The organism is Aurantimonas aggregata (genome assembly GCF_010500835.1).
Taxonomy (GTDB): Bacteria; Pseudomonadota; Alphaproteobacteria; order Rhizobiales; family Rhizobiaceae; genus Aurantimonas; species Aurantimonas aggregata.
The window spans coordinates 84723-110732 of sequence record NZ_JAAAMJ010000001.1 but is presented as its reverse complement, the minus strand read 5'-3'; the positions used below and the strand labels follow the sequence as shown (position 1 = coordinate 110732).

Annotated in this window: 32 protein-coding genes; 14 read left to right on the top strand and 18 right to left on the bottom strand. The window is 67.4% G+C overall.

What is annotated here, in order from left to right:
* Positions 1 to 78: 78 nt before the first annotated feature.
* The 3 genes from rpsD (at position 79) to GTW51_RS00530 (ending at position 2520) form a co-directional block, all read left to right on the top strand.
* Complete coding sequence (gene rpsD, locus GTW51_RS00540) at positions 79 to 696, top strand: 30S ribosomal protein S4 (RefSeq protein ID WP_163041941.1); 618 nt, start codon at positions 79 to 81, stop codon at positions 694 to 696.
* A gap of 103 nt (positions 697 to 799) precedes the next feature.
* Positions 800 to 1699 (top strand): tRNA 2-thiocytidine(32) synthetase TtcA, encoded by a 900-nt coding sequence (ttcA, locus tag GTW51_RS00535; protein WP_163041940.1) that lies wholly within the window; start codon positions 800 to 802, stop codon positions 1697 to 1699.
* Complete coding sequence (locus GTW51_RS00530) at positions 1696 to 2520, top strand: inositol monophosphatase family protein (RefSeq protein ID WP_163041939.1); 825 nt, start codon at positions 1696 to 1698, stop codon at positions 2518 to 2520. The genes ttcA and GTW51_RS00530 overlap by 4 nt, the downstream gene beginning before the upstream one ends.
* A gap of 10 nt (positions 2521 to 2530) precedes the next feature.
* On the opposite strand, the gene GTW51_RS00525 is transcribed toward GTW51_RS00530, so the two are convergent.
* The 4 genes from GTW51_RS00525 to purL form a co-directional block, all read right to left on the bottom strand.
* Entirely contained in the window at positions 2531 to 3808 is a 1278-nt protein-coding gene (locus GTW51_RS00525) for a multidrug effflux MFS transporter (RefSeq protein ID WP_163041938.1), read from the bottom strand.
* 252 nt (positions 3809 to 4060) lie between these two features.
* The gene (gene grxD / locus GTW51_RS00520; RefSeq protein WP_163041937.1) at positions 4061 to 4408 is read right to left on the bottom strand and encodes a Grx4 family monothiol glutaredoxin; all 348 of its coding nucleotides are present in this window, start codon (positions 4406 to 4408) and stop codon (positions 4061 to 4063) included.
* A 121-nt stretch (positions 4409 to 4529) separates the two neighbouring features.
* A complete protein-coding gene (locus GTW51_RS00515; RefSeq protein WP_163041936.1) occupies positions 4530 to 4763 on the bottom strand; it encodes a BolA/IbaG family iron-sulfur metabolism protein in 234 nt (77 codons plus the stop codon).
* Between the two features lie 95 nt (positions 4764 to 4858).
* Positions 4859 to 7084, bottom strand: coding sequence for a phosphoribosylformylglycinamidine synthase subunit PurL (gene purL / locus GTW51_RS00510; RefSeq protein WP_163041935.1), 2226 nt, complete (start codon positions 7082 to 7084; stop codon positions 4859 to 4861).
* A 182-nt stretch (positions 7085 to 7266) separates the two neighbouring features.
* Here purL and GTW51_RS00505 point away from each other — a divergent pair, with 182 nt between their 5' ends.
* A complete protein-coding gene (locus tag GTW51_RS00505; protein ID WP_163041934.1) occupies positions 7267 to 7830 on the top strand; it encodes a tetratricopeptide repeat protein in 564 nt (187 codons plus the stop codon).
* 22 nt (positions 7831 to 7852) lie between these two features.
* On the opposite strand, the gene GTW51_RS00500 is transcribed toward GTW51_RS00505, so the two are convergent.
* From GTW51_RS00500 to purC, 6 genes are all read right to left on the bottom strand, one after another.
* Complete coding sequence (locus tag GTW51_RS00500) at positions 7853 to 8203, bottom strand: hypothetical protein (RefSeq protein ID WP_163041933.1); 351 nt, start codon at positions 8201 to 8203, stop codon at positions 7853 to 7855.
* A gap of 115 nt (positions 8204 to 8318) precedes the next feature.
* The gene (locus GTW51_RS00495) at positions 8319 to 8732 is read right to left on the bottom strand and encodes a hypothetical protein (protein ID WP_343033849.1); all 414 of its coding nucleotides are present in this window, start codon (positions 8730 to 8732) and stop codon (positions 8319 to 8321) included.
* Entirely contained in the window at positions 8729 to 9412 is a 684-nt protein-coding gene (gene purQ / locus GTW51_RS00490; RefSeq protein ID WP_163041932.1) for a phosphoribosylformylglycinamidine synthase subunit PurQ, read from the bottom strand. The genes GTW51_RS00495 and purQ overlap by 4 nt, the downstream gene beginning before the upstream one ends.
* Positions 9413 to 9513: 101 nt before the next feature.
* Positions 9514 to 9771, bottom strand: coding sequence for a hypothetical protein (locus GTW51_RS00485; RefSeq protein WP_163041931.1), 258 nt, complete (start codon positions 9769 to 9771; stop codon positions 9514 to 9516).
* A gap of 14 nt (positions 9772 to 9785) precedes the next feature.
* Complete coding sequence (purS, locus tag GTW51_RS00480; RefSeq protein ID WP_163041930.1) at positions 9786 to 10028, bottom strand: phosphoribosylformylglycinamidine synthase subunit PurS; 243 nt, start codon at positions 10026 to 10028, stop codon at positions 9786 to 9788.
* An 83-nt stretch (positions 10029 to 10111) separates the two neighbouring features.
* Positions 10112 to 10876 carry a phosphoribosylaminoimidazolesuccinocarboxamide synthase gene (gene purC, locus GTW51_RS00475; protein ID WP_163041929.1) on the bottom strand — a complete coding sequence of 255 codons (765 nt, stop codon included), beginning with the start codon at positions 10874 to 10876 and terminating at the stop codon, positions 10112 to 10114.
* Positions 10877 to 11145: 269 nt separating this feature from the next.
* Between purC and GTW51_RS00470 the strand changes: the two genes are divergently transcribed.
* Positions 11146 to 11463, top strand: coding sequence for a DUF1476 domain-containing protein (locus tag GTW51_RS00470; protein ID WP_163041928.1), 318 nt, complete (start codon positions 11146 to 11148; stop codon positions 11461 to 11463).
* Between the two features lie 5 nt (positions 11464 to 11468).
* Positions 11469 to 12239: an HpcH/HpaI aldolase family protein gene (locus GTW51_RS00465; protein ID WP_163041927.1), complete on the top strand. Its 771-nt coding sequence runs from the start codon at positions 11469 to 11471 to the stop codon at positions 12237 to 12239.
* A gap of 4 nt (positions 12240 to 12243) precedes the next feature.
* Here the strand turns inward: GTW51_RS00465 and GTW51_RS00460 are convergent, their stop codons facing one another.
* From GTW51_RS00460 to GTW51_RS00435, 6 genes are all read right to left on the bottom strand, one after another.
* Positions 12244 to 12804: an RBBP9/YdeN family alpha/beta hydrolase gene (locus tag GTW51_RS00460; protein ID WP_163041926.1), complete on the bottom strand. Its 561-nt coding sequence runs from the start codon at positions 12802 to 12804 to the stop codon at positions 12244 to 12246.
* 61 nt (positions 12805 to 12865) lie between these two features.
* Positions 12866 to 13054 (bottom strand): hypothetical protein, encoded by a 189-nt coding sequence (locus GTW51_RS00455; RefSeq protein ID WP_163041925.1) that lies wholly within the window; start codon positions 13052 to 13054, stop codon positions 12866 to 12868.
* Between the two features lie 103 nt (positions 13055 to 13157).
* Positions 13158 to 14468 (bottom strand): adenylosuccinate lyase, encoded by a 1311-nt coding sequence (gene purB / locus GTW51_RS00450; RefSeq protein ID WP_163041924.1) that lies wholly within the window; start codon positions 14466 to 14468, stop codon positions 13158 to 13160.
* A 156-nt stretch (positions 14469 to 14624) separates the two neighbouring features.
* On the bottom strand, positions 14625 to 14936 hold the full coding sequence (locus GTW51_RS00445) for a hypothetical protein (protein WP_163041923.1): 312 nt from the start codon (positions 14934 to 14936) through the stop codon (positions 14625 to 14627).
* Between the two features lie 41 nt (positions 14937 to 14977).
* The gene (locus tag GTW51_RS00440; RefSeq protein WP_163041922.1) at positions 14978 to 15982 is read right to left on the bottom strand and encodes a P1 family peptidase; all 1005 of its coding nucleotides are present in this window, start codon (positions 15980 to 15982) and stop codon (positions 14978 to 14980) included.
* 3 nt (positions 15983 to 15985) lie between these two features.
* Positions 15986 to 17110, bottom strand: coding sequence for an ABC transporter substrate-binding protein (locus tag GTW51_RS00435; protein WP_163041921.1), 1125 nt, complete (start codon positions 17108 to 17110; stop codon positions 15986 to 15988).
* Positions 17111 to 17315: 205 nt separating this feature from the next.
* On the opposite strand from GTW51_RS00435, the gene GTW51_RS00430 reads away from it, so the two are divergent.
* From GTW51_RS00430 to GTW51_RS00395, 8 genes are all read left to right on the top strand, one after another.
* Positions 17316 to 17810 (top strand): flavin reductase, encoded by a 495-nt coding sequence (locus tag GTW51_RS00430; protein ID WP_343033848.1) that lies wholly within the window; start codon positions 17316 to 17318, stop codon positions 17808 to 17810.
* A 39-nt stretch (positions 17811 to 17849) separates the two neighbouring features.
* Positions 17850 to 18764: an AAA family ATPase gene (locus GTW51_RS00425; RefSeq protein WP_163041919.1), complete on the top strand. Its 915-nt coding sequence runs from the start codon at positions 17850 to 17852 to the stop codon at positions 18762 to 18764.
* Between the two features lie 4 nt (positions 18765 to 18768).
* The gene (locus GTW51_RS00420; protein WP_163041918.1) at positions 18769 to 20016 is read left to right on the top strand and encodes a vWA domain-containing protein; all 1248 of its coding nucleotides are present in this window, start codon (positions 18769 to 18771) and stop codon (positions 20014 to 20016) included.
* A gap of 41 nt (positions 20017 to 20057) precedes the next feature.
* Positions 20058 to 20384 carry an XdhC family protein gene (locus GTW51_RS00415; RefSeq protein ID WP_163041917.1) on the top strand — a complete coding sequence of 109 codons (327 nt, stop codon included), beginning with the start codon at positions 20058 to 20060 and terminating at the stop codon, positions 20382 to 20384.
* On the top strand, positions 20384 to 21100 hold the full coding sequence (locus GTW51_RS00410; protein WP_163041916.1) for an XdhC family protein: 717 nt from the start codon (positions 20384 to 20386) through the stop codon (positions 21098 to 21100). The genes GTW51_RS00415 and GTW51_RS00410 overlap by 1 nt, the downstream gene beginning before the upstream one ends.
* Positions 21097 to 22716, top strand: a complete 1620-nt coding sequence (locus GTW51_RS00405) for an NTP transferase domain-containing protein (protein ID WP_163041915.1) — start codon at positions 21097 to 21099, stop codon at positions 22714 to 22716. Before GTW51_RS00410 ends, GTW51_RS00405 begins: the two co-directional genes overlap by 4 nt.
* A gap of 219 nt (positions 22717 to 22935) precedes the next feature.
* Entirely contained in the window at positions 22936 to 23661 is a 726-nt protein-coding gene (locus GTW51_RS00400) for an SDR family NAD(P)-dependent oxidoreductase (protein WP_163041914.1), read from the top strand.
* Positions 23662 to 23783: 122 nt separating this feature from the next.
* A complete protein-coding gene (locus GTW51_RS00395) occupies positions 23784 to 24062 on the top strand; it encodes an usg protein (RefSeq protein WP_163041913.1) in 279 nt (92 codons plus the stop codon).
* Positions 24063 to 24071: 9 nt separating this feature from the next.
* On the opposite strand, the gene GTW51_RS00390 is transcribed toward GTW51_RS00395, so the two are convergent.
* Both GTW51_RS00390 and radC read right to left on the bottom strand, forming a co-directional pair.
* A complete protein-coding gene (locus GTW51_RS00390) occupies positions 24072 to 25118 on the bottom strand; it encodes an endonuclease/exonuclease/phosphatase family protein (RefSeq protein ID WP_163041912.1) in 1047 nt (348 codons plus the stop codon).
* 110 nt (positions 25119 to 25228) lie between these two features.
* The gene (gene radC, locus GTW51_RS00385) at positions 25229 to 26008 is read right to left on the bottom strand and encodes a RadC family protein (RefSeq protein WP_163041911.1); all 780 of its coding nucleotides are present in this window, start codon (positions 26006 to 26008) and stop codon (positions 25229 to 25231) included.
* Positions 26009 to 26010: the final 2 nt, after the last annotated feature.

Genomic DNA, 26010 nt, shown 5'->3' with positions numbered 1-26010 from the left:
CGCGGGCAGAGGAGGGCGCGTTTCCTCGGAGAGCCGACGGATCGTCCGTTCGGCCTCTTTCTGTTTGAAGGAAATGCGATGAGCAAGCGCGCATCAGCGAAGTACAAAATCGATCGCCGCATGGGCGAGAACATCTGGGGACGTCCGAAGTCCCCGGTGAACCGCCGCCAATATGGCCCGGGCCAGCATGGCCAGCGGCGCAAGGGCAAGGTGTCGGATTTCGGCGTCCAGCTCCGTGCGAAGCAGAAGCTCAAGGGCTATTACGGCGACGTCACCGAAAAGCAGTTCCGCAAGATCTACGAAGAGGCCGCGCGTCGTCGTGGTGACACCTCGGAGAACCTGATCGGCCTGCTGGAAAGCCGTCTGGATGCCGTCGTCTATCGGTCGAAGTTCGTCGCGACGGTCTTCGCCGCCCGGCAGTTCGTCAACCACGGCCACGTCAACGTCAACGGCCGTCGTACCAACATCCAGTCCTATGTCTGCAAGCCGGGCGATGTGATCGAGATCCGTCCGAAGTCGAAGCAGCTGGCGATCGTCCTGGAAGCCTCGCAGCTCGCAGAGCGCGACGTGCCGGACTATCTCGACGTCGATCATCAGAAGATGGTTGCCACCTACACCCGCGTTCCCGGCCTCCACGACGTGCCGTATCCGGTGCAGATGGAGCCGAACCTGGTCGTCGAGTTCTACTCGCGCTGATCGGTACGCTCTCTATCGAATGCCAAAGGCCGTCCCTCGGGGCGGCCTTTTGTTTTGGGCGAGCGGCGGCTACACGGGACCCGGATACGAGGACGGACCGGTGATGCTCGACAGCGATCTTGGCGACACGACAGCGGCGGCCGATAGCGAGAACGCCGAGATCGGCATCGGCGCCCACCTCCTGTTTCGCGACGCGCCGGACTCGGTGACGTTCCGCAAGCTGCGCAAACGCCTGCTGCGCGAGATGCGCGAGGCGATCGAGCGGCACGCGATGGTCCGGCCCGGCGCTCGCTGGCTCGTCGGCATATCGGGCGGCAAGGACTCCTACGCGCTGCTGGCGCTGCTGCACGACCTGAAATGGCGCGGGCTGCTGCCGGTCGATCTCCTCGCCTGCAATCTCGACCAGGGCCAGCCGAACTTTCCGAAGCATATCCTGCCGGATTTCCTCGACCGCTTCGGCATCCCGCATCGCATCGAATATCGCGACACCTATTCGGTGGTCACCGAGAAGGTGCCGGCCGGGGCGACCTACTGCTCGCTCTGCTCGCGGCTGCGCCGTGGCCATCTCTACCGCATCGCGCGGGAGGAGGGCTGCGAGGCGCTGGTGCTCGGCCATCACCGCGACGATTGCCTCGAGACCTTCTTCATGAACCTCTTCCACGGCGGGCGGCTGTCGGCGATGCCGGCAAAGCTCCTCAACGACGAGGGCGATCTCCTGGTGCTGCGGCCGCTGATCGCTTCGGCCGAGGAGGACATCGCGAAGTTCTCGGCGGCGATGGCCTTCCCGATCATTCCCTGCGACCTCTGCGGCAGCCAAGACGGGCTGCAGCGCAACGTCACCAAGGAGATGCTGGCCGGCATGGAGCGGCGCTTCCCGGGCCGCAAGCAGGTGATGATGCGGGCGCTGGCGAACATCCGTCCGGGCCATCTGCTGGACCCGGCGCTGTTCGACTTCGCCGGCCTCGCGCCCAACCCGAACCTCCAAACGGAAAGCTGCCCGTGACCGCATCGATCGACATCGACCGCCTCGCCGAGATCCTGCGCGAGGCCGCCATCGCGGAGATCATGCCGCGTTTCCGCAATCTCGGCGCGAGCGACATCCGCGAGAAGACCTCGGCGACCGATCTCGTCACCGAGGCGGACGAGGCCGCCGAACGCTTCATCGCCCATCACTGCCGGGAGATCGCCCCGGACGCGCTGTTCGTCGGCGAGGAATCGGTGGCCGCCGATCCGGCGCTGCTCGATCGCCTCGACGCGGCCGAGCTTGCCATCGTCGTGGACCCGGTCGACGGCACGGCGAATTTCGCAGCCGGCCTGCCGCTCTTCGCCGTCATGGCGGCGGTCGTTTCCAGGGGCGAGACAATCGCCGGGATCATCTACGATCCGGTCGGCGACGATTTCATGCTGGCCGAAAAGGGCGCCGGAGCCTTTCAGCGGACGCCGACCGGTCCGGCGCGAAAGCTCGGTACCGCGGCTCCGCTGCCGCTCGCCGAAGCGATCGGCTGCGTCAGCGCGACCTATTTCCCGCCCGACGAGAGGACGGCGCTGCTGCCGCGTCTCGGCGCGCTGAAGATCGTCGGCAACTATCGCTGCGCCGGCCACGAGTACCGCCTGCTCGCGTCCGGCGGCTCGCATGTCTCGATCTATTCGAAGCTGATGCCCTGGGACCATCTGGCCGGGTGCCTGCTGGTCGCTGAGGCGGGTGGCCATTTCGCGATGGCCGACGGATCGCCCTACACGCCGCGCCACCGCGATGGAGCCATCATCGCCGCCTGCAGCACCGGCGTCTGGGCCGAGGCGCAGGAGCGGCTGCTCCTGGCCTAGGCCTCGCGAGTCACTCGGCCGGCTCGCGCTCGAGATCGACGCTCGTTTCCGGCGCCGGGTCGTATTTCGCGTCGAACAGCCGGCCCTCGGCCAGATAGACGCAGATCAGCGAGCCGGTCGACAGGATGATGAAGCCGAACAGCATCGGCAGCACCGTGCCGTCGTAGAAATAGCCGATCACCGCGCCGAACAGGCCGCCGCCGAAGGTCTGCATGAAGCCGAGCACCGAGGACGCCGTTCCGGCGACATGGCCGAGCGGGTCCATGGCGAGCGCGTTGAAATTCGTGCCGATGAAGCCGAACAGGCCGAAATTGATCGTCATCGCGATCAGGAAGAACCAGAACGGCGCCGCACCGCCCATCGCGAACGCGACGGCGAAATGCAGTACCGCGACGAACATGAAACCGATCAGCGCGCCATGCGACAGCCGGCGCATGCCGAGCCGCTCGACGAGCCGGGAATTCGCGAAGGACGCCACCGCCATGAAGATCGCCGTGGTAGAGAAGGCGACGGTGAAGATCGGCCCGAGGCCGTAGACGCCGGTGTAGATCTGCTCCGCCTGGTTGATGAAGCCGAACAGGACGCCGAAGATCAGCGCCGTCGAGACCGTGTAGCCGAAGGCGACGCGGTTGGTGAGGACGATGCGGAACGCCTCGGCGGTACGCTTGAAGGTCAGTTCACGCCGGTCCTCGGGGGCGAGGGTCTCCGGCAGCCGAAGCGCCGACCAGATGGTCACGGCAAGGCCGAAGACGGCGATCGCGACAAAGACCTCGCGCCAGGACCCGAACAGCATGATTGCCTGGCCGATATTCGGCGCGATGACCGGGATCGCCATGAACACCATCATGACCAGCGACATGACGCTGGCCATGCGCCGCCCCCCGAAGCAGTCGCGCACGACCGAGATGGCGATGACGCGGGTGGCCGCTGCGCCGATCCCCTGGACCGCGCGCAGGGCGAGGAGAACGCCAAAGGTCGGCGAGAAGACTGCCGCGACAGAGGCGAGGATGTAGATGGCGAGGCCGAAGAACAGGATCGGCCGACGGCCGAAACGGTCCGACAGCGTGCCGTAGACGATCTGCGCGCCGCCGAAACCGAGGATGTAGGCGGTGATGACGAACTGCCGCTGGTTCGGATCATCGACGCCGAGCGCCGCCCCGATATCCTGCAGCGAGGGAATGAAGATGTCGATGGCCGCTGCGTTCAGCGCCATCAGACAGGCGATCAGCGTCACGAGCTCCCAATAGGGCATCCCACGCGTCTGGGCATTCTTGGACAGGTCAGACATTCTCGGCCTCGCAGCGCTCGATCGTCGCGGCATGCTGATCGGAACGATCACTGGCTGTCGCAGGATGTTTTTTGGAGCGCGCACCTGTCGCCTTCAGCGGGGCGCGCTTCTACAGGTTTATGGTGCACCGCAAAATTTGCAAGTGTGCCTTACGTATCTGCCGGATGACGGACTGTCGCCGTTTCCCGAACGGGAAAAGCCCGCGCTGTCCGCGCGGGCCTTTTGAATTACCTCGCGGTGAACCGGCGGCCGTCAGCCGTTGGCGGCGGCAGGCGCCGTCGTGGCGACACCCTTCTCGCCGAAGAAGGACTGCAGCTCGCCGGCCTGGAACATCTCGCGGATGATGTCGCTACCGCCGACGAACTCGCCCTTGACGTAGAGCTGCGGGATCGTCGGCCACTGGCTGTAGTCCTTGATGCCCTGGCGCAGATCGTCGGCCGAGAGGACGTTCACGCCCTTGTACTCGACACCGAGGTAATCGAGGATCTGAACGACCTGGCCGGAAAAGCCGCACTGCGGGAAGGCCGGCGTGCCCTTCATGAAGACCACGACGTCGTTGGTCTTCACCTCGTTGTCGATCCATTCGTTGATGGCGGTCATGGCGTTTCCTGTCTCGTGAATGTCCGGGCGGCGGGGCCGGCTCCGTGCGTCAGCAGCCCGCCCAACCCGTCAAGATATGGCTGTCGGCGACGAACTCATCGCTCGCGTCGTTCCCAACATACTATTTCGGGGCGCTGGTTTGAAGGGCCAGGGCGTGCAACTCGCCGCCCATGTTCCCCTGCAGGGCCTGGTAGACCATCTGGTGCTGCTGGACCCGCGACTTGCCGCGGAAGCTCTCCGAGACGACCTCGGCGGCATAATGGTCGCCGTCGCCGGCCAGATCCCGGATGCTGACGACGGCATCGGGGATCGCGTCCTTGATCATCGTCTCGATGTCGCGGGCGTTCATGGGCATGAAGTGTTCTCCGTGGGCGACCGGACTCGCCGTTCCCGTCGATGATAGGGTCCGGTCACGCCGCGATCAATGCGAAGCGCATCCGGCAAATCGACTCAGGCCGCCGCCGCGGGCTCGACGATCTCGCCCGACATGTAGGCCGGGAACCAGGATTCGTGCGCGACGACCAGGTCGCCGACCGGCACCGAGAGCCTGCCCTCGATGACGAGTTCGGAGCCGCCGGCGGTGCCCAGATGGCGAAGCGGCACGTCCGCTTCCGCCGCCATCAGCTTGATGCCCTCCGCGTCGGCTTCGGTCACCGCGATGACGTAGCGGGCCTGGTCCTCGCCGAACAGCAGCGCATGGCCGTGACCCTCGCCGGCGCCGACGCGTGCGCCAAGCCCCGAGGCCATGCACATCTCGGCCAGCGCGATTGCGAGGCCGCCATCCGACAGATCATGGCAGGTGGCGACGCGCCCGGCCTGGATCAGGCCGCGGACGAAATCGCCGTGGCGCTTCTCGGCGACGAGGTCGACCGGCGGTGGTGCGCCTTCCTCGCGGCCGTCGATCTCCCGCAGATAGATCGACGCGCCGAGATGCGTCCCGTCATGGCCGACGAGGAAGAGCACGTCGCCATCGCGCAGGCCGCCGATCGTCGCGGTCTTGGTGCGGTCCTCTATCAGGCCGACGCCGCCGATGGTGGGCGTCGGCAGGATCGCGGTGCCCTGGGTCTCGTTGTAGAGCGAGACGTTGCCGGAGACGATCGGGAAGGCGAGGGCGGTGCAGGCGGCGCCGATGCCCTCGACGGCCTTGACGAACTGGCCCATCAGCTCGGGCTTTTCGGGATTGCCGAAATTGAGGTTGTCGGTGGCGGCCAGCGGTTCGGCGCCGACGGCGGTCAGGTTGCGCCAGCACTCGGCGACGGCCTGCATGCCGCCCTGCAGCGGATCGGCCTCGCAGTAGCGCGGCGTCACGTCAGAGGAGAAGGCGAGCGCCTTGGTGGCGTGGCCATCGACCCGCACGACGCCGGCATCGCCGCCCGGCCGCTGCAGCGAGTTGCCCTGGATCAGCGTGTCGTACTGCTCGAACACCCAGCGCCGCGAACAGAGGTCGGGCGAGCCGAGCAGCGTCAACAACGTCGCGCCGAGATCGGCCGGCTCCGCCAGGTCGCTCGCGTGGATCACCCGCGCAGGCTTTGGTTCGATCCACGGCCGGTCGTATTCCGGCGCGTCGTCGCCGAGCTGCTTGATCGGCAGGTTAGCGACTTCCTTGCCCTCCCAGAGGACCCGGAAGCGCAGATCGTCGGTGGTGCGGCCGACGACGGCGAAGTCGAGGCCCCATTTGACGAAGATCGCCTCGGCCTCGATCCGGCGCGCCGGGTCGAGCACCATCAGCATCCGCTCCTGGCTTTCCGACAGCATCATCTCGTAGGCGGTCATCCGCGCCTCGCGGACCGGCACCTGGTCGAGATTCAGCTCGATGCCGAGATCGCCCTTGGCGCCCATCTCGACGGCCGAGCAGGTGAGGCCCGCGGCGCCCATGTCCTGGATGGCGATGACGGCGCCGGTCTGCATCAGCTCGAGGCAGGCCTCCAGCAGGCACTTCTCGGTGAAGGGATCGCCGACCTGCACGGTCGGGCGCTTCTCCTCGATGTCGGCATCGAACTCGGCCGAGGCCATGGTGGCGCCGCCGACGCCGTCGCGGCCGGTCTTGGCGCCGAGATAGACGACCGGCAGGCCGACGCCCTTGGCTTCGGAGTAGAAAATCGCGTCCGTCCGGGCGAGGCCCGCGGCGAACGCGTTGACCAGGCAGTTGCCGTTGTAGCGCGGGTGGAAGTTCACCTCGCCGCCGACGGTCGGCACGCCGAAGGAATTGCCGTAGCCGCCGACACCGGCGACGACGCCGGCGACGAGGTGGCGGGTCTTCGGATGATCCGGCGCGCCGAAACGCAGCGCGTTCATCGCCGCGATCGGGCGGGCGCCCATGGTGAAGACGTCGCGCAGGATGCCGCCGACGCCCGTCGCCGCGCCCTGGTAGGGCTCGATGAAGGACGGATGGTTGTGGCTCTCCATCTTGAAGACGACGCAGAGCCCGTCGCCGATATCGACGACGCCGGCATTCTCGCCCGGACCCTGGATGACCCGCGGGCCCTTGGTCGGCAGCGTGCGCAGCCAGCGCTTGGAGGATTTGTACGAGCAGTGCTCGTTCCACATCGCCGAGAAGATGCCGAGCTCGGTCAGGCTCGGCTCCCGGCCGATGAGGTCGAGCACGCGCTGGTACTCGCCGGGCTTCAGCCCGTGCGCGGCGATCAGCTCCGGGGTGATCTCTGTCTCGGTGGTCATGGCGTGTCCTGCAGCATCGAAAGGCGGGCCGTTACCGGGCCTGTTAGCATCTGGCGCGGCTGGGACAAAGTCCCGCGTGGGCAGGGCGGGCATGCCGGCCGAGACGGTCTGTCGCACCCATCGCCCGTAGGCGCGTCGTTCGATCGGTGGTCTCCTTCCGCATGGGCACACGGGAGGACCTGATGGGTATGCATCCTCGGCAGCGCCGCTTTCCCTTGGCGACCCTCGCCCTGCTGGTCGCCGCGGGGCTCTTCGTGCCGGCCGACTGGGCCGCGGCAGTGTTCTCCGGCGAGATGAGCCCGACCGTACGCTCCGGGGACAGCGACTACGCCGACGGCGTCGAGGCGTTCGAGGCCAAGGACTGGCCGGCGGCGATCACCGCCCTCGCCAAGGTGGTCGAACGGCGCCCGCACCACGACAATGCCTGGTCGCTGCTGGGCTATTCGTTGCGTAAGTCCGGCAACCACGAGCGGGCGCTGGACGCTTATGGAAGAGCCCTGTCGATCAACCCGCATCATCGTGGCGCCATGGCCTATCTGGGCGAAGCCTATCTCGATCTCGGCCGTGTCCGGGACGCGAAGATCCTGCTGATCCGCCTCGCCGGCGAATGCCGCCGCATCGCGCTGACCTTTTCCGATGGCAACTTCCAGAACGGCTGCGGCGAGTATGCCACCCTCAAGCAGTCGATCGAATCCTACGAAATCGATCCCGAAGCGCGAGTGGAGCCGGTGGCGCAGCGCTGGTAATTAGGGAGAAGCGCAAAGCGGCTCAGGCAGCCCGCGCCGTCACGTAAGCGACCTGGTCGCTGCGGCAAATTCCGGTGTCGGCGGCACGGCGCAGCACCAGCGTGTCGTCGTCAACCTGCGAGATCGGTTCGCCGTCGAGCCGGCGCGTGAAGATGATCAGCGCGTGGTCGTGGCTGCCGGAAGCGGCCGGCGAGCGCAGGCAGACCCCGTAGCCGTCATGACCCGGCGTCGGTACCAGCGTCGCCGAGCGCTCCGATGGACGGCGGCGGTAGATCCCGGCGGCGGCCGAGGTCACGTAGGCGATCTCGGCCGACCGGAGTGGCGCGCCGACGGCGTCGGCTGGATCGGAGGCAGGCAGCGTAGAAACCTGCATGGCTTGCGGAAGCACGTCGACGATAGGCGAGGCTCCGCTCGCCGCGCAGGCCGACAAGCCGCAGGCGGCGAGCATCACGGCAGCCATTCTGCGAGGAAAGCTACGGGTCATCGCCTTAGGCTTCGCAGCCATTGGCACCGCTGCGCCAGCGGGCGAGATCGGCGGTGATCCGGGCGGAGACCGGCTCGTTCATCAGGGGGCCGTAGGTGTCGATGGCGCCAGAGCCGCTGCGCCCTTCGACCACCAGCAGCGGCCGCGCCTCGATCTGCCCGCGCGGGACCAGCAGGAACCTTGGCCGGCCGGAGAAGGAGGAGAGTTCCGGCGCCAGGCTGTAGGCGGCGAAGGCCGGATCCTTCGACTTGAACCAGCAGCGGTTGGCGTTCAGCGTCAGCCGCTCCAGGCGGTCGAGTCCGGCGTCCGCCTTGGCCGCTGCCGGAGCATCGGCCGGTTCCGGTGCGCTCGCACACGCACCCAGCGCAAGGCCGAGGATCGCAAGGGCGGCGATGGTCAGGCCGGAAGGCTGCTTCACGCGGCCAGACTCGAGGCGGTCATGCCCAAGGCGCTCTCGAACAACGCCCGGCCATCTGTGCCGCCATGCTCCGGCTCGACGAGATTTTCCGGATGCGGCATCATGCCGAGCACGTTGCCGGCTTCGTTGACGATGCCGGCGATGTCGCGCATCGCGCCGTTGGGATTGGTGCCCGCCGCGTAGCGGAAGACGATGCGATCCTGGTCTTCCAGCGCCGAGAGCGTGTCCGCATCGGCGTAGTAGTTGCCGTCGTGATGGGCGACCGGGCAGCGGATGATCTGGCCCTTGTCGTAAAGCCGCGTAAAGCGGGTCGCGGCATTCACCACTTCGAGCTTCACCTCGCGGCAGACGAAACGCAGCGTGTTGTTGCGCATCAGCGCGCCGGGCAGGAGCCCCGCCTCGCAGAGGATCTGGAAGCCGTTGCAGACGCCGAGCACCGGCACGCCTTTCGCGGCGGCGTCGGCGACAGCGCGCATGACCGGCGAGCGGGCGGCGATCGCCCCGCAGCGCAGATAGTCGCCGAAGGAGAAGCCGCCCGGCACGACGATCAGGTCGACGTCCGGGATGGTCGTCTCGGTCTGCCACACGGTGAGCGGCGTGCGCCCTGTGATGGCGGTCAGCGCCGCGATCATGTCGCGGTCGCGGTTGAGTCCGGGAAGGAGGACGACGGCGGTGTTCATGGCTTCACGGCAACCGTTGGTGAGGCAGGCCGGCTCGGCCTGGAATGGGAGACAGCGGCATCATCCCTGGCGAAGATGGTGCCGCCGAGGCGAAGCGCGGCTCAGGTTTGCGGATCGTAAGGCGCCAGGGGCTCCGCCAGTGCTCGGAGATCCAGGCGGCGGTCTATGCGGTCGAGCCGCACGTCCTGGCGCCCGAGCACCATGTAGTTGTTGTGGATGTCGTGCTGAACAGAGACCAACGTGCCGCGGATCGAGACAAGCTCCGATTTGATCTCGCCTATGTCGAGCCGAATGTCGGCCATCTCCTGCTGCAGGCGCTTCAGGACCTCGAAGAGCAGCTCGTTCGTGACCTCGGCCATCACACCCTCCGGCCCTACGCGATCTCCACAGTGTAGTTCTCGATGACTGTGTTCGCCAAGAGCTTGGCGCACATGTCCCTGAGCGAAGCCTCGGCGGCGGCGCGGTCCTCGCCGTCGATCTCGACGTCGAACACCTTGCCTTGGCGCACGGCGCCGACGCCGGAGAATCCGAGGGCGCCGAGGGCGCCCTCGATGGCCTTGCCTTGCGGGTCGAGGACGCCGTTCTTCAGCGTGACGACGATGCGGGCCTTAATCAATTGCTCTGCTCACGATATACGTCTGTCTCTTGAATACACCAGCTTCAATGCCGGTACCGGCTGCTTGGCGGGACGTCGCCGCCTTACTTGACCAGTACCGGCCCCGAGGGGCGGGGCGGCTCGTTTTCGTTCATGATCCCGAGCCGGCGGGCGACTTCCTGGTAGGCCTCGACGAGGCCGCCCATGTCCCGGCGGAAACGGTCCTTGTCCAGCTTGTCCTGGGTCACGACGTCCCAGAGCCGGCAGGAATCCGGCGAGATCTCGTCGGCGACGATGATCCGCATCATGTCGCCCTCGAACAGGCGGCCGGTCTCGATCTTGAAGTCGACGAGCTGGATGCCGACGCCGAGGAAGAGGCCGGACAGGAAGTCGTTGACCCTGATCGCCAGGGCCATGATGTCGTCGATCTCCTGCGGGCTCGCCCAGCCGAAGGCCGTGATGTGCTCTTCGGAGACCATCGGATCGTCGAGATGGTCGGCCTTGTAGTAGAATTCGATGATGGAGCGGGGCAGCACCGTGCCCTCTTCCATGCCGAGCCGCTTGGCGAGGGAGCCGGCCGCGATGTTGCGGACCACCACCTCGAGCGGAATGATCTCGACTTCCTTGATCAGCTGCTCGCGCATGTTGAGCCGCTTAATGAAGTGCGTCGGGATCCCCATCTTGTTCAGATGCGAGAAAATATATTCGGAGATGCGGTTGTTGAGGACGCCCTTGCCGTCGACAACCTCATGCTTCTTCTTGTTGAAGGCGGTGGCGTCGTCCTTGAAGAACTGCACCAGCGTGCCAGGCTCCGGGCCCTCATAAAGGATCTTGCCCTTGCCTTCGTAGATACGGCGGCGACGTGTCATTTATGGAACTCTATCGTGATGGGCGCGCCGACCCCGGAAAATCCGGCGCAAGAAACGGCTGACGATCGTGCGGGTGAATAGACCAAACGGGACTTCATCACAATCACCGCGGCAGCCGACCCGAGGGAAGTCGTGCCCTTCATGGGGTTTATCAAGTGTTCTTTCGCGACGCGGGCACTGATTCCCGCTTCAAAAGCGCCGCCACACTCCGTATGTCAGTCGCAAGGCTCATGCTTGATCGGGCCGATTCCCTTGTGAGGAGCAACGCCATGTCGATGACCGACCGCGAGCGCGATTTCGAGAGTCGCTACGCCCATGATCAGGAACTGCGCTTCCGCATCGAGGCGCGGCGCAACAAGCTGCTCGGTCTCTGGGCCGCCGAAAAGCTCGGCAAGAGCGGCGCCGACGCCGATGCCTATGCGCAGGAAGTCATCAAGGCCGATTTCCTGCAGCCCGGCGACGACGACGTGTTCGACAAGATCCGCAAGGATTTCGACGCGGCCGGCGTCCAGGAATCCGACCATCAGATTCGCCGCTGCATGAGCGAGTATCTGATCGAGGCGGAGAAGCAGGTCCGGGCCGCCTGATCGCCATGGCACTGTTCGATCTTCGTGGCGCTCTGACGGAAGGTCCAGGCGTCCTGTCCGCCTGGCTGGGCCTGACCGACCCGGTGGTGCAGGAAGCGTTCCTGCGTGCCGGGTTCGATGCCGTCACCTTCGACATGCAGCATGGCCTGCAGGACACCGCGTCCTTGCGCGACGGGATCGCGCTGGCCGTCCATCTCGGCAGGCCCGCGCTGGTCAGGCTGCCGGTCGAGGATCGCGCGCTCGCCGCGCGAGCCCTCGATTTCGGCGCTTCGGCGGTGATCATGCCGATGATCGAGACGGTCGAGGATGCCCGCGCCTTCGTCGCGGTGGCCAAGTATCCGCCACTCGGCCAGCGCTCCTATGGGCCGACCCGGGCCGCGGAACTGCACGGCTACACCGATCGCGCCGACTATGTCGGCGATGCGCGGAACCAGACGATGGCCTTCGCGATGATCGAGACTGGCAGGGCGCTCGCGTCGCTAGAGGAGATTATGGCGATCAACGGGCTGGACGGGGTCTTCGTCGGCCCGTCGGATCTGTCGATCGCGCTGTCCGGCAACGGTACGCTCGACCCGCGCGGCGACGCGAATGAAGCGGCCATCCGTCAGGTTGCCGCCTCGGCCGTAGCCCACGGCAAGATCGCCGGCATCTACGCAGCGACGCCCGATGACGCGAAGCGCTACCGCGCGCTCGGCTACCGGCTGATCTGCGTCGGGTCGGACTCTGGCGTCATCATTGCCGGGGCACGGGATCTCGCCGACGCCTCACGCGGCTAGCCGCTCAACTCGATACGGTCAGCCGCGACATGAACTGGCCGAAGGTCAGCAGGCCTTCGGGCCAGGGGCCATGGCCGCTGTCGGCGTTGATGTGGCCGGCCTCGCCGGCGTCGACGAACAGCGAGCCCCAGGCGCCGGCGATATCTTCCGCTGCATCGAATGAGGAGAAGACATCGTTGCGGCTGGCGATGACGACGCTCGGAAACGGCAGCGGATCGCGCGGATAGGGACCGAAGGTCATCAGGTGGCGCGGCCGGATCGCGTCGTTCTCGACATCCGGGGGCGCCACGAGAAAGGCGCCGGCGACGCGCTTTTGAAACTGCGGGATCGCCTGGATCGCTGTGGCGACTCCCAGCGAATGGGCGACCAGCACCACCGGCCGGGTGGACTCGTTCACCGCATCGGCGACGACGCGCGTCCAGTCCTCGCGAACCGGCTTGCTCCACTCCGCCTGCGGCACACGGCGGGCCGTCGAGAGCCGATTCTCCCAACGGGTCTGCCAGTGATCTTCGGGGGACCCCTTGTATCCGGGGATGATGAGGATGTCGGCTTCGGCAACGCGCATGGCGGGGAAATGCAAATTGCGACGCGTGAAGTCAACCGCGACTCGGCGCTGACGCGACGGATCAGTTGGCCCCAGCGGGATCGACCGGCTCTTCGCTGACGGCTGACGGCGAGATTTCATCGCCGAGGCGCGTCGCGTCCTCTGGAGTCGTGGTGAAGAAGACGAAGTACACGACGAGCGCGAGCACGATGCTCGCGGCAGCGATCCAGATCGTGTGGTTGCGGCGGGGCGGCTTGGATGGATCGGACAACGGCGTTCTCCTCGTTTCTGCGAAGGATCGCTTCGCGACGACCCTTCTGAGAAAAGGAGCCGGGCGAGCCCCGGTTCCCTCGCGAGGTCCGCCTGTTTTCGCCTCAGCCGGCGCGGCCGAAGACCCGCTGGAAGATCGTGCCGACATGCTTCGTATGGTAGCCGAGATCGAACTTCTCGCGCAGCTCGGCTTCCGGCAGCGCTGCCATGACCTCCGGATCGACGAGCAGCTCGGTCAGGAAGTCCTTGTCCTCCTCCCAGACCTTCATCGCGTTACGCTGCACCAGCCGGTAGGAATCCTCGCGCGAGGCGCCCGCCTGGGTCAGTGCCAGCAGTACCCGCTGCGAGTGGACGAGACCCTTGAACTTGTTGAGATTGGCGAGCATCCGATCGGGATAGACTAGCAGCTTGTCGATGACGCTCGTGAGGCGGGCGAGACCGAAATCGAGCGTCACGGTCGCGTCGGGCCCGATATAGCGCTCGACCGAGGAGTGGGAGATGTCACGCTCGTGCCAGAGCGCGACGTTCTCCATCGCCGGCATCGCGTAGGAGCGCACCATGCGGGCGAGGCCCGTGAGGTTCTCGGTCAGCACCGGGTTGCGCTTGTGCGGCATCGCCGACGAGCCCTTCTGGCCCGGCGCGAAATACTCCTCCACCTCCAGCACCTCGGTGCGCTGGAGATGGCGGATTTCCGTTGCGAGGCGCTCCATCGAGGAGGCGATGACGCCGAGCGTGGCGAAGAACATCGCGTGCCGGTCGCGCGGGATGATCTGCGTAGAGACCGGCTCGGGCGTCAGGCCCATGGCCTTGGCGACATGCAGCTCCACGCGCGGGTCGATGTTGGCGAAGGTGCCGACCGCACCGGAAATGGCGCAGGTGGCGATCTCGGCCCGGGCCGCGACCAGGCGCTCGCGGCAGCGGCTGAATTCCGCATGGGCGAGGGCGAGCTTGACGCCGAAGGTCGTCGGCTCGGCATGGATGCCGTGCGAGCGGCCGATGGTGACTGTGTCGCGATGCTCGAAGGCGCGGCGCTCCAGCGCCGCCAGCAGGCCGTCGAGATCGGCGAGAAGGATGTCGGACGCCCGCGCCAGCTGGACGCTGAGACAGGTGTCGAGGACGTCCGAGGAGGTCATGCCCTGATGGACGAAGCGCGCGTCCGGCCCGACGATCTCCGACAGATGGGTGAGGAAGGCGATGACGTCGTGCTTGGTCTCGCGCTCGATCTCGTCGATGCGGTCGACGTCGAAGGTGGCGGCGTTGCCCTTTTCCCAGATCGTCCGCGCGGCACTTTCGGGGATGACGCCGAGTTCGGCCAGCGCGTCGCAGGCATGCGCCTCGATCTCGAACCAGATCCGGTACTTCGTCTCCTGCGACCAGACGGCGACCATGTCGGGGCGGGAATAGCGGGGGATCATCGGCGGGTCACTTTCGGCGCGATACAAGGATATCGCGCCCTCTAACAGACCGGGAAGGGCACCTCAACGGCGCAGGGCTCCGGCCTGGAAGGGACGCCGCCGCCAGGCCGGATCAAAGCAGCCGATCCCGCCTGCTGGCGCCGCGCGATCGGACGTTCAGTCGAGGCGCGTGCAGGCGAAGCTGTCGCCACTTGCGGGTGAGAACCAGCCCATCGTGTCCCCGGTGAAACCCGACAGCGTGATGAGATAGTCGTCGGCGAAGAGCAGTGTGTAGGAGCCGTCGCTGCCCTCCTGCACCTCCTCGATCGCCAACGCCTCCGAGCCGGTGTCGTAGGTGGTCGGCGTGAAGGTAAAGATCTCGACTTCGCAATCCCACGTGCCGAGGAATGGCAGGTCGTCTGAAGCGCTGGCTGTTGCCGGCACAAAGGCGAGCAGGGCGGCGGCAAGGAGGAAGCGGCGGTAAATCATCGGTCGGCTTTCTGATGGCGCCGGGGGCGCGGAGGGTGAACTCAAAGTTCTGACCAGGTCCGCAAGGTGTCGTTGCGGGTGGATGTCGCGGCAAAAATCCCCCGCGCAATGGCGCGGGCCATGGTGGCGGCTGCCGCGGCGCCGAGTTCGGCACGCTGGCGCGGATCGAGCACGGCGGCGCTTCCGCCGGTCGCTACGCCGAAGACGAGGTCACCATCGAGATCGGTATGAGCCGGCCAGAGCGCGCGGGCGTAGCCGTCCTGTCCGGCGATGGCGAGGCGACGGGCGCCGGCCTTGTCCAGCACGGCGTCGGTCGCGACGATGCCGATCGTGGTGTTGCCGCCGGGTCTTGCATCGAGCTTGGTGCGGACGCCGACCCCGTCTGCCGGCCATTTGGCGGGTTGGCCGAGACCGCCGAACTCGCCATCGACCTCGAAGGGCGCGGCCCAGAAATGCCGGCTCGAGCCGATCAGCGGCGATCCGACGGCGTTGACCGCGACGAGAGCTGCAACGGTGACGCCGCTTTCCAGCAAGGTAGAAGCCGAGCCGAGCCCGCCCTTGACGGTCGCCGTGGTGCATCCGGCACCGGCGCCGACATTGCCGATCGCAAAGTCCTCGGCGGCGTTGGCGGCTGCTGCATAGCCGAAATCGCGATAGGGCGGATAGCGGCCCCAGGCCTTGTCGCCGCCATTGGCGAGATCGAAGAGGATCGCGCCCGGGACGATCGGGATGCGCGTACCCGCCACCTCGAAGCCACGCCCGGCCTCGGCGAGGAACGCCATCACGCCTGCTGCGGCGTCGAGGCCGAAGGCCGAGCCGCCGGAAAGCACCAGTGCATCGATCGCCTGAACCGTGCTTTCCGGCTCCAGCAGCGCGATCTCGCGGGTGCCGGGCGCTCCGCCGAGGATCGATACAGAGGCGACGGCCGGCGGATCGAAGATCACCGCCGTGGTGCCGCTCTTCAGGCCCCCGTCGTCCGCATGGCCGACCCGTATGCCCGCAACGTCGGTGATCAGGTTGCGGGACCCCGCCCGCCACGCGGCCATGGCTCAGCCGCCGGCTTCGTCGATGAAGCGATCGCCGCGCCAGACCAGGACGCGGGTGAGGTCGAGATCGGAATCGCCCTTCGCGTCGAAGCGGATGGTGCCAAGCTCTGTGGCGAAGGCTTCGGACTGGAGCACGACGGGAATGGTCCGACCGCTCGCGCGGGCCGTCCTGACGGCGGCGACGGCGATCTGGGTCGCCGCGAAGGCGGGACCGAAATAGCCCTTCGGTGCCGTATCGTCGGGTGGCGGCGCGTCGGCGCTGCCACCCAGTTCAGGAAAGCGCGGGCGTGGTGCGACGGCGACGATGCCGTCCGGCAGCGGCACGTCGATGCTGGCCTCGTCGAGCAGTGACTCGCCGCCGACGATTTCCAGATCCAGGCCGAGTTCCGCCGCGTCGCGGGCGATGGTCGCAACGTCCGGTCGGTCGCCGGCGATGAAGTAGCGCGTGACGCCGGTCCGCTCCAGGCGGCGGGCGAGGGCGAACTGCTTTTCCTCGGCAGGGCGGTAATTGTCGATAGTCTGCGGCACCATGCCCCGCTCCTCGAGCAGGCGCCGCACGGAATCGGTCAGGCCCCGCGCGGTGATCGAGCCATCCTCGATGAGGCCGAAGGGCTGATCCCGCCAGCGGGCGGCGAGGGTTTCGGCGACCTTCATGGCCTCCGCATCGGAGCGCGGGGCGATCCGCCAGACGAGATCGCCGGTGCGCTCGCGGCGGTCGGTCAGCCGGTTCGCCCTGACGCCCACCGCCAGCGTCGGGATGGCGGCTTGCCGCAGGACCGGCAACGCCGCCTCGAGCGCTTCGGCGCAGAGGAAGCCGACGACGATCGCGACATTCGTCGCCACGAAAGTCTCGGCCGCCTGGCGGCCGCCTTCCGCCGAGCAGGTCGTGTCGGCGGTGACCGTCTCCACCCGGCCATCGGCGCCGGAGAGGCGCGCCACGGCAGTCTCGACGCCGCCGGTCAGCTGCTCGCCGAGAATGGCCTCGCTATCAGATAACGGTGCGGCGACGCCGATGACGATCGATCCCGCCGGCTGCTGCTGCTGCGCCGAGGCGGGAACCGCAAGGCAGGCAGCGGCAAGGAGGAGCGCAGGGCGGAGCAAGCGGCTTGGCTTGGGTAAGTCGGACATGCGGCGACCTTATCGCGGCGTGGCTGCCATGACGAGGCCGTCGAGCCGTCGTTCATGGCTGTGGCATACCGCGTTCTGCTCCCTTGCCGCGCGCTGAACGTGCCGTATCCGTGCTCCGGCTGAAGCCCCCCGTGCGAATCCCCGCCGACCGCACTATCTTGGGCGTGAACGGTACGGGATCCGGCCGCAATGCATGGAAGACGGTTTGCTGACCACATCGACGATCGACCGCGACAGCTTTCGCCAGGCGATGAGTCGCTTTGCCTCGGCAGTGCACCTGGTGACGACGGATGGGCCGGCGGGACGCCGCGGCGTGACCGTGTCGTCCGCCTGCTCGGTGTCGGACGACCCGGCGACGCTGCTCGTCTGTCTCAACACCTCGAGCCCGGCCAACGACCGCTTTGCGGAGAACGGCAATTTCGCGCTCAACCTGATGTCGGGCGCCGACGAGAGGCTGGCGCGGGCCTTTGCCGGCGAGGGCGGTCTCGAGCCGGACGAACGGTTCGCGCTGGGCGAATGGGATATCCTGCAGACGGGCGCCCCGGTGCTCCGCTCGGCGCTGGCCGGCTTCGACTGCCGGATGCGCGACACCCGGCTCGTCGCAACCCACCGGGTGATGATCGGGGAGGTCGTGGCGCTGCGCACCGGGCCACCCGGGCCCTCGCTCGTCTATCTCGACCGGCGCTTTCGCACGCTCTAGCCTGACGCATCTGCCCCGGATCCACAGGAAGCCCTCATCGTGACAATCCCACTGCCGGCATCAATCGACGAAACGGAACGCCTGCTGGATGGCGCCGACTACGTCGCCGACCGGGCGCTCGCCACGGTGCTGTTCCTGTCGCTGAAGATGGGACGGCCGCTGTTCCTCGAAGGCGAGGCGGGCGTCGGCAAGACCGAGATCGCCAAGGTCCTGGCGCAGGCCTTGGGCCGGCCGCTGATCCGGCTGCAGTGCTACGAGGGGCTCGACGTCTCCTCGGCGCTTTACGAATGGAACTACGCCGCGCAGATGATCGAGATCCGTCTGCGCGAGGCCTCGGGCGACACGTCCCGGGATGCGACGCGATCGGAGATCTTCTCCGAACGCTTCCTGATCCGCCGGCCGATCCTGCAGGCGCTGGAGGGAGAGCCGGGCCGCGCGCCGGTGCTGCTGATCGACGAGCTCGACCGCACCGACGAGGCATTCGAGGCGTTCCTGCTGGAAATCCTGTCCGACAACCAGGTGACGATCCCCGAGCTCGGCACGATCCGCGCCGCCGAGCCGCCGATTGTCATCATCACCACCAACCGCACCCGCGAGATCCACGACGCGCTGAAGCGGCGCTGCTTCTACCACTGGGTGGACTATCCCGATGCCGCCCGCGAGCTGGAGATCGTCCATCGCAAGGCGCCACGCGCCAATGCTGATCTCGCGGCCGAACTCGTCGCCTTCGTCCAGCGTCTGCGGACGATCGACCTGTTCAAGGCGCCGGGCGTCGCCGAGACCATCGACTGGGCCAACGCCCTGACCGAACTCAACGCGGTGGCGCTCGATCCCGCCCACGTCTCGGACACGCTCGGCGTGCTGCTGAAGTACCAGGACGACATCCAGCGCATGGAGCGGGGCGAAAGCCGCGAGATCCTCACCGAGGTTAAGCGCGAGCTGGCGGCCTCGTGACCCTATGAGCGACCTCTTGCCGACGCGCGCCGATCCTGAAGGCCGGCTGGCCGACAACGTCGTCTATTTCGCCCGGGCGCTCCGCAAGGCTGGGCTGAGGCTCGGCCCCTCCGCGACGATCGACGCGATCGAGGCGGTGAAGGTCGCCGGGCTTTCTTCGCGCGACGATTTCTACTGGACCCTTCACGCCGTGCTCGTCACCCGCCACGAGGACGACGCGGTCTTCGACGAGGCGTTCCGGCTGTTCTGGCGCTCGCGCGAGCTGATCGAGAAGATGATCGCGATGTTCTCGCCCACGGCGCCGGCCCGGCCGTCGACCGAGAAGAAGCGGGCCGGCGAGGCGCGGGCGGCCGAGGCAATGTTCGAGGACGCCGAGCAGCGCCTGACGCGTCAGGAGAAGCCGCAGCTGGAGATCGACGCCAGCCTCACCGTCTCCGGCGACGAGGTGCTTCGGCGGAAAGACTTCGCGCAGATGACGCTGGCCGAGGTGGCGGAGGCCAAGCGCGCCATCTCGGTGCTACGCCTGCCGGCGGACAAGGTGACGACCCGACGATATCGGCCGGACCCGCGCGGCGCGCGGATCGACCCGCGAGCGATGATGCGGGCGTCGATGCGGACCGGCGGCGATCTGGTGCTGCCGAAGTTCCGCTCCCGCCGCGAGATCCATCCGCCGCTGGTCGTCATCGCCGACATTTCCGGCTCGATGAGCCAGTACACGCGGATCTTCCTGCATTTTCTCCACGCGCTGACCGAGAAGCGGCGGCGGGTGCACACGTTCCTTTTCGGGACGCGGCTCACCAACGTCACGCGGCAGATGCGCCGCAAGGACCCCGACGAGGCACTGGCCGACTGCGCCGACGCGGTGCGCGACTGGTCCGGCGGCACCCGCATCGGCGCGGCGCTCGGGGCATTCAACCGCGACTGGTCGCGGCGGGTGCTCAACCAGGGTGCCGTCGTGCTGCTGATCACCGATGGCCTCGAACGAGATTCGGTCGAGGACCTCTCGCACGAGATGGAACGGCTGCATAAATCCTGTCGGCGGCTGATCTGGCTCAACCCGCTTCTGCGCTTTGACGGCTTTGCCGCGCGGGCGAAGGGCGTGCGGGCCATCCTGCCGCATGTCGACGAGTTCCGGTCGGTGCATTCGCTGGAGGCGATGAGCGCGCTCTGCGACGCGCTGTCGGGCACCGGCGGCAGCAACGCCGACCCGAAGCTCTGGCTCGAGGTGGCCGAGCGTTCGATCGCCGCCTGATTGGCGTGTCGAAAGTTGTCGCTGGCTGAAGGAGACACGCAATGTCTGAAACGATCGAATTCGACGTCCTGAAGACGGCGGAAGCCTGGGCGGCGGATGGGCGGCGCGTGGCGCTCGCCACCGTGGTCGAGACCTGGGGCTCGGCGCCGCGGCCGACAGGCAGCCATCTGGTGATCGATTCCGACGGCAATTTCGAGGGATCGGTGTCCGGCGGTTGCGTCGAGGGCGCGGTGGTCGCCGAGGCCGCCGACATCATCGAGGCCGGCGAGCCGCGGATGCTGGAATTCGGCGTCGCTGACGAGACGGCCTGGCGGGTCGGCCTGTCCTGCGGCGGGCGCATCCGGGTCTATGTCGAGCGGGTGAACTGATGGACCGCGCGCTGCTCGCCGACCTCAATGTGGAGCGCGGTGCGCGCCGCGCCGCGGTGACGGTCACCGATCTGGCCAGCGGCCGGCAACGGCTGGTGCGCGAGGCGGAGCTCGCCGACGATCCGCTCGGCGAGGCGATCGGCCGCGCCATCCGCGCCGGCAAGTCTGGCATCGTCGCGACGGATGGCGGCGAGGTCTTCCTCAACGCGCATCTGCCGCCGGCCCGGCTCGTGGTGATCGGCGCCGTGCATATCAGCCAGGCGCTGGCGCCGATGGCGAAGCTCGCCGGCTACGACGTCGAGATCATCGACCCGCGCACGGCCTTTGCCACGGCCGACCGTTTTCCAGGCGTGGCGCTGCATGCCGAATGGCCGCAGGACGTGCTGGCGGCACGGCCGCTCGATCCTTACACGGCGGTCTGCGCGATCACCCACGACCCGAAGATCGACGACTATCCGCTCATCGAGGCGCTGAACGTCGGGTGCTTCTATGTCGGCGCGCTCGGCAGCCGGAAGACCCATGCCCGGCGCGTCGAGCGCCTGATGGAAGCTGGGCTTTCGCCGCAGGCCATCGAACGGATCGAGGCGCCGATCGGCGCCGATATCGGCGCCTCGGCGCCCGGCGAAATCGCCGTCGCCATCCTCGCCTCGGTGATCGCAGGCTTTCGCAAGCGCAAGATGTTCGCCGAGCGTCGCGGCGAGACGGCGGCAGCATGATCTTCGGCCGTGTCCCGCTCGTCGAAGCCGAGGGCGCGATCCTGGCGCATTCGCGCACCCTGCCGGACCGCCGCCTGAAGAAGGGCACGCGTCTCGGCGCCGATGATCTGGCCGCCCTGCATGCGGCGGGCGTGACGGAAATCGTCGCCGCACGGCTCGAGCCGGGCGATCTGGACGAGGATACAGCGGCAGCGGCGATCGGCGATGCACTCGGCGGGTCCGGGATTCGAGTGGCGGAAGCGGCGACCGGGCGGAGCAACCTCTACGCCGGGTCGGCCGGGCTGTTCCTGCCTGACCGTGCCGTCGTCGATGCGCTGAATGCCGTCGATCCCGGAATCACGCTGGCGACGTTGGCCGAATATGAGCCAGTGGAAGCCGGCCGGATGGTGGCGACCGTCAAGATCATCCCGCTTGCCGTCTCCGGCGCGGCCGTCGATGCCGTCCTTGCTCTGCTGCGCGAGAAGCCCGCCCTGCGGCTCGCGCCCTGGCGGCCGCAGCGCGTGGCGCTGATCCAGACCGAGCTGCCGGGGGTGAAGCCGAGCGTGCTCGACAAGACCCGCCGCGCGACCGAGGCGCGGCTCGCACCGACCGGCAGCCACATCGTCAACGAACAGCGCTGCCCGCATGAAACGGCCGCGCTCGCAGCCTTGCTTGCAACCCCAGGCGACGCCGACCTCACGCTGATCTTCGGCGCCTCGGCGGTGATCGACCAGGGTGACGTCATCCCGGCGGCGATCGAGGCTGCCGGCGGGGCCGTCGAACATCTCGGCATGCCGGTCGACCCGGGCAACCTGCTGCTGCTCGGCCGTCTCGACGGGCGGCCGGTGCTTGGCGCGCCGGGCTGTGCCCGCAGCCCGAAGGAGAACGGCTTTGACTGGGTGCTGCGCCGTCTCCTGGCAGATGTGCCGGTGACCGGCGCCGATATCCGCGGCATGGGCGTCGGCGGGCTGCTGATGGAGATCGCCTCGCGGCCGCGGCCGCGCGAGGCGGAAAGCGCCGAGGCGGATCCGGTCGTCGACATTATCGTCCTGGCGGCCGGCAAATCCAGCCGCATGGGTGGACCGAACAAGCTGCTGGCGACATTCGGCGGCATCCCGCTAATCCGCCGGTCGGTGGAGACGGCGCTCGCCGCCCGCAACGCCGGGCGGGTGCGGGTGGTGGTCGGGCACATGCGCGAGGAGATCGAGGCGGCGCTGGCAGGGCTCGATGTCGACATCGTGCCTAATCCGGCCTTCGCGGCCGGGCTGTCGACCTCGCTGAAGGCCGGGTTCCAGGCCTCGACCGATGCCGACGGCGTGCTCGTCATGCTGGCCGACCAGCCGCTGCTCGGGGGCGCCGACCTCGACCGGCTGATCGCGGCATTTACCGGGGAGGGCAAGGGCGCCATCGTCGCCGCCACCGATCGCGGCCGTCGCCGCAACCCGGTCATCCTGTCGATCGGCTTTGCCGACGCCATCGCCGGGCTTACGGGCGATGTCGGCGCCGCGCCGGTCATCGCATCGCACCCCGGGGCGTTGACCGAAATCGAGATCGGCGCGGCGGCCGGCACGGATGTCGACACGCCCGAAGCGCTGGCGGCGGCGGGCGGCATTGTCGCCGAAGTGCTCGCAAACTGAGTCAGAAGACGGACGCAAGCTACTGATAAATGTGCGTCGTGAAGTCACACACTCTTGTCTGGGATGCGCTCTGGCATGGCTGCCATCACCGTGGGCTGATATCCCCGTCGTCCAACGAAGCTGCGGCCGACATTCGTTTCCCTCTTCCTGATCGGCGCGCTGTGTCGCACTTGCCGGCGACGGGAAGGCTCGCATCTGCGGGCTGAAACGGAGCACGGCATGGCAAGATATCTCATCGTTGGCGGACAGGGCGGGGTCGGCGAGGCGATGGCGCGCCGGCTGGCGGCGTCCGGGCATGACCTCGTGCTGACCGGACGGTCGGCCGAAGGTGTCGAGGCGCTCGCTGCCGAACTCGGCGCGGAAGCGCTCGTGCTGGACGTCCTCGACGACACCAGCATCCAGCACCTCTCGGCCGTGGCGGCCGATCCGCTCGACGGGCTCGTCTATGCTGCCGGGACGATCACGCTGAAGCCGTTCGATCGTCTGGGCGATGCTGACTTCCTCAACGATTTCAGAATCAACGCGCTGGGCGCGGCGAAAGTGATTCAAGTCCTGCTGCCGGGCCTGAAGGCAGCGCCCGAGGGGGCGAGCGTGCTGCTATTCTCCACAATTGCCGTCGACCAGGGCTTTGCCGCTCACGCCTCGATCGCCATGGCGAAGGGTGCGGTGGTCGGCCTCGTGCGTTCGCTGGCGGCGGAATTCGCGCCGCAGATCCGGGTCAATGCCATTGCGCCGTCGCTGCTGGATACGCCGCTCGGCAAGACGGTGGCGGGTACGCCCCGCATGGCGGAGGCAGTGGCAGGGCTCCACCCGATCCCGCGCCTCGGCACGTCCGACGACATTGCCGCGATGGGCGAGCTGCTGCTGTCCGGCGGCTCATGGATTACCGGACAGGTGATCGGCGTTGATGGCGGCCGCTCGAGATTGCGCACCCCGCGCGGCTGAGCGTTTCGCCGCACCGCATCCGGCTTGCGGGAAGCCGGCGCGTTAAGCCATTGTTAACCGCTTGCGCCGCAGCCTTTGCCTGCCGGCCTCCTGTCCGGCTGGCGCCGCGATGGAGTGCGCCGATGACCAGGACCGCCGACCCGCAATTTGTCCGCATGCTCGGGGGCTACGGCCTGACGAGCGCCGAGGTGCTCTACCGGATGCCGGATCACCCGAGCTTCCTGCAGAGCTTCTTCTGGCAGTTCGAGGATCTCGCGCCGGACTATCCAAGGCTGAAGCAGTTTCTCGACCATTGGGAACGGGAAGTGGAAGCCGCGATCCACTCGGTACGGGTGATGCACGCCGGCCTGATCAAGCCGCGCGAGGTGCGGCTGGTCAAGGATGGCGGACTGCTCCACTAGGCCAGTGGTTCACCGGGTCGCGTCCTCGGCGGCGGTCTTCAGCGGATTGAACTCGAAGGTGGCGCGGATGACGCCGTGGTCGTTGGTGCCGAGATCGCGGTGGTGGTCGAAGTTCAGGTGATCGTTCTGGACGACGAGATCCTTGAAGCTCCAGATGCGGCGGCGGCTGTTGTCGTAGAATTCCTGGCTGACGAGGATCTGGTCGAGCGACTCCCGCTCGTTCTGGAAGACGTGGGTGTAATAGACGTCGCGGGTGCTGCGGTACTGCTGCAGGGTCTGCGCCGTATAGAGGTCGGTGTCGCCGCCGCCGGTCTGGAAGCCCATGAGGTAGCGCGGCTGGCCGGTCAGGATGTTCAGCGTGTTGCTCAGCAACCCGTCATTGACGTCGCCGAGGACAACCACGGGGTCGTTGGTGCCCTTCATCAGCTTCGTCAGGATCATCCGCAGCGCCGTCGCCTCCGCCGTCCGCCGGATCGTCGACAGTCCGGCGCCGATGGCCTCGGCGTAGGGCGAATGCACCGATTTGTCGTACCAGGGCTCGCGGAAGACCTGCGTCGGCGCCTTCGACTTGAAATGGCAGACGAAGACATGGATCGCCGGGGAACTCGCCACCGGCCTGATCCGGACGTGCAGGACCGGCCGCGAGAAGCGGGTGACGGAGACGGCGATGTCGCTGGTCTGCTCGTCGTCGCCGCCGCTCTTCAGGATGAAATCGTCCGGAAAGTTCTCGATCCATTCCGGATCGCCGGTCAGGATCTCGCTTTTCACCGCGCCGGCGCAGACGATCCGCTTGCCGTCATGGCCGGGTGGAACCAGGGCCGTATAGGTCTGCTCCATTCCTGCCGCGCTCAGCACGTCGACGAGGGCATCGCCGTGCCAGAGCTCCTGGAAGCCGTAGACGTCGGACCGGAGCGACCGCAGCTGGCGCGCGGTGTAATCGACCTTGGCGTCGTACTCTTCCAGCGTCCACGGCTTGCTCGACTTGTAGAGCGGCAGTCCGGGCCGGTTGAGATTGAGGAGGTTGAATGTCGTAAAGCTTAACCGCGCCCTGGCCATGTCGATTCCAGTGTAACGAAACGACGATATGCTTAGGATAGGCGCAGCATCACCCTGCGGCAAGCGGCACTTTTGTATTATTTCTTTGCTTGAGGCCCGCCGAGCGGGGTTCAGAGCAGCCGGAGGCCTTTCAGGCTGGCATGGCCGGCCTTGCCGATGATGATGTGGTCGTGGACCTCGATGCCGAGCGGCCGCGCCACCTCCGCGATGGTCCGGGTCATGTCGATGTCGGCGCGGGACGGGGTCGGGTCGCCCGACGGGTGGTTGTGGACGAGGATGATCGCCGTCGCGGAGAGTTCGAGCGCCCGGCGGACCACTTCGCGCGGATAGACCGGCGTGTGGTCGACCGTGCCGGTGCCCTGCACCTCGTCGGCGATCAAGGCGTTCTTCTTGTCGAGGAACAGGATGCGGAACTGCTCGCGGCTCTCGTGCGCCATCGCCGCGGTGCAGTAGTCGAGAACCGCCGCCCATGACGACAGCACCTCGCGCCGCCGCACCGCCGAGCGCATCGCCCGCTGGTTGATCGCGGCAACGATGGAGAGGTCGAGCGCCACCGCGTCCTTGACCCCGGCCACCTCGGTCAGGCGACGGCGCGGGGCGTTGAGCACTTCGGCCAGCGACCCGAACCGGGCAATCAGCGCCTTGGCGATCGGCTTGACGTCCCGCCGCGGGATCGTCCGGAAGAGGATGAGTTCCAGCAGCTCGTAGTCGGCGAGGGCGTCCGCCCCCGCGGCGACAAAGCGCTCGCGGAGCCTGTCGCGGTGGCCGTCGTGATGTGGGGTCGGCGAAGCCGGCTGCTCATGTGTCGGGGTCGCGGATCCACGCCGACCGGACCCGGCTTCCGAGAGACCGGAAGGTTCGGTTTCTTCCTCGGAGCCGGCGGGCGACATGG

Excerpts from the sequence above, each read along its gene's own strand:
- rpsD (WP_163041941.1), top strand. The coding sequence starts at position 79 with ATGAGCAAGCGCGCATCAGCGAAGTACAAAATCGATCGCCGCATGGGC.
- ttcA (WP_163041940.1), top strand. The coding sequence starts at position 800 with ATGCTCGACAGCGATCTTGGCGACACGACAGCGGCGGCCGATAGCGAG.
- GTW51_RS00525 (WP_163041938.1), bottom strand. The coding sequence starts at position 3,808 with ATGTCTGACCTGTCCAAGAATGCCCAGACGCGTGGGATGCCCTATTGG.
- grxD (WP_163041937.1), bottom strand. The coding sequence starts at position 4,408 with ATGACCGCCATCAACGAATGGATCGACAACGAGGTGAAGACCAACGAC.
- GTW51_RS00515 (WP_163041936.1), bottom strand. The coding sequence starts at position 4,763 with ATGCCCATGAACGCCCGCGACATCGAGACGATGATCAAGGACGCGATC.
- purL (WP_163041935.1), bottom strand. The coding sequence starts at position 7,084 with ATGACCACCGAGACAGAGATCACCCCGGAGCTGATCGCCGCGCACGGG.
- GTW51_RS00505 (WP_163041934.1), top strand. The coding sequence starts at position 7,267 with ATGGGTATGCATCCTCGGCAGCGCCGCTTTCCCTTGGCGACCCTCGCC.
- GTW51_RS00500 (WP_163041933.1), bottom strand. The coding sequence starts at position 8,203 with ATGCAGGTTTCTACGCTGCCTGCCTCCGATCCAGCCGACGCCGTCGGC.
- purQ (WP_163041932.1), bottom strand. The coding sequence starts at position 9,412 with ATGAACACCGCCGTCGTCCTCCTTCCCGGACTCAACCGCGACCGCGAC.
- GTW51_RS00485 (WP_163041931.1), bottom strand. The coding sequence starts at position 9,771 with ATGGCCGAGGTCACGAACGAGCTGCTCTTCGAGGTCCTGAAGCGCCTG.
- purC (WP_163041929.1), bottom strand. The coding sequence starts at position 10,876 with ATGACACGTCGCCGCCGTATCTACGAAGGCAAGGGCAAGATCCTTTAT.
- GTW51_RS00470 (WP_163041928.1), top strand. The coding sequence starts at position 11,146 with ATGTCGATGACCGACCGCGAGCGCGATTTCGAGAGTCGCTACGCCCAT.
- GTW51_RS00465 (WP_163041927.1), top strand. The coding sequence starts at position 11,469 with ATGGCACTGTTCGATCTTCGTGGCGCTCTGACGGAAGGTCCAGGCGTC.
- GTW51_RS00460 (WP_163041926.1), bottom strand. The coding sequence starts at position 12,804 with ATGCGCGTTGCCGAAGCCGACATCCTCATCATCCCCGGATACAAGGGG.
- purB (WP_163041924.1), bottom strand. The coding sequence starts at position 14,468 with ATGATCCCCCGCTATTCCCGCCCCGACATGGTCGCCGTCTGGTCGCAG.
- GTW51_RS00445 (WP_163041923.1), bottom strand. The coding sequence starts at position 14,936 with ATGATTTACCGCCGCTTCCTCCTTGCCGCCGCCCTGCTCGCCTTTGTG.
- GTW51_RS00440 (WP_163041922.1), bottom strand. The coding sequence starts at position 15,982 with ATGGCCGCGTGGCGGGCGGGGTCCCGCAACCTGATCACCGACGTTGCG.
- GTW51_RS00435 (WP_163041921.1), bottom strand. The coding sequence starts at position 17,110 with ATGTCCGACTTACCCAAGCCAAGCCGCTTGCTCCGCCCTGCGCTCCTC.
- GTW51_RS00420 (WP_163041918.1), top strand. The coding sequence starts at position 18,769 with ATGAGCGACCTCTTGCCGACGCGCGCCGATCCTGAAGGCCGGCTGGCC.
- GTW51_RS00415 (WP_163041917.1), top strand. The coding sequence starts at position 20,058 with ATGTCTGAAACGATCGAATTCGACGTCCTGAAGACGGCGGAAGCCTGG.
- GTW51_RS00410 (WP_163041916.1), top strand. The coding sequence starts at position 20,384 with ATGGACCGCGCGCTGCTCGCCGACCTCAATGTGGAGCGCGGTGCGCGC.
- GTW51_RS00405 (WP_163041915.1), top strand. The coding sequence starts at position 21,097 with ATGATCTTCGGCCGTGTCCCGCTCGTCGAAGCCGAGGGCGCGATCCTG.
- GTW51_RS00400 (WP_163041914.1), top strand. The coding sequence starts at position 22,936 with ATGGCAAGATATCTCATCGTTGGCGGACAGGGCGGGGTCGGCGAGGCG.
- GTW51_RS00395 (WP_163041913.1), top strand. The coding sequence starts at position 23,784 with ATGACCAGGACCGCCGACCCGCAATTTGTCCGCATGCTCGGGGGCTAC.
- GTW51_RS00390 (WP_163041912.1), bottom strand. The coding sequence starts at position 25,118 with ATGGCCAGGGCGCGGTTAAGCTTTACGACATTCAACCTCCTCAATCTC.
- radC (WP_163041911.1), bottom strand. The coding sequence starts at position 26,008 with ATGTCGCCCGCCGGCTCCGAGGAAGAAACCGAACCTTCCGGTCTCTCG.